Raw genomic sequence first — 662 nt, forward strand, 5'->3', positions numbered from 1 at the left:
GAGCAACGAATCGGCTTGTCGAATCAGGCTTGCCCGATGACCAGATTCTCGCGAGCCGTCTCGACGACATCGAGTGAGAGGGACTGAAGCTTGTTGATGGCGAGTACTCGTTCCATCTGTGTCAGCAAGCGAACGAGCAGCCGGAAGTTGCCGCGAGTGAGCCTGATGATCGCGGAGATCACCTCGGGATTGGGGGATGTGTCAGGGAAGTGTATGCCCACGGGCGCCCATCGTTCCTCGAGCAAGGCCCGGATGTCGGCGTCCCGAAGCGCTCTGAACTCATGAACAAACCCAATCCTGGAGAAGAACTGCGGGTAACGCGCTACGCGCTTCTCGATCCCCGGCATGCCGATCATCACCATGCCAAGTCCGCTCTTGTCGAAGACGGAGCGCAGCTGCTCGAGGCTGTTCATGGACAGGCGATCTGCTTCATCAACGATGATGAGAGACGTCGGGTCAGGTACGGCGAGAAGCCTTGATTCGTAATCTTTCAGAGTTTCCCAGTAGGTAGGTTTGAGGGGAGGAGGATGACCAGGCCGGTAATCTCGGTCCTCCCGATGCTCGGCATTCCATTCTTCGTCTCGGCTCCGCAGAGCGTCGAGCGCTGACCTTTGTTCGTCACGCGTGCACCTTCTCGCAACGGCACAAACAAGAGACCGGGC

The 662-nt window shown here is 58.3% G+C and carries 1 protein-coding gene; it reads right to left on the bottom strand.

Going from position 1 to position 662, the window contains the following annotated elements:
* Positions 1-23: 23 nt before the first annotated feature.
* Entirely contained in the window at positions 24-593 is a 570-nt protein-coding gene (locus AC5S26_RS29915; protein WP_494188599.1) for an AAA family ATPase, read from the bottom strand.
* Positions 594-662: the final 69 nt, after the last annotated feature.

The sequence above is a fragment of the Edaphobacter sp. FHG110511_03 genome, from assembly GCF_059115365.1.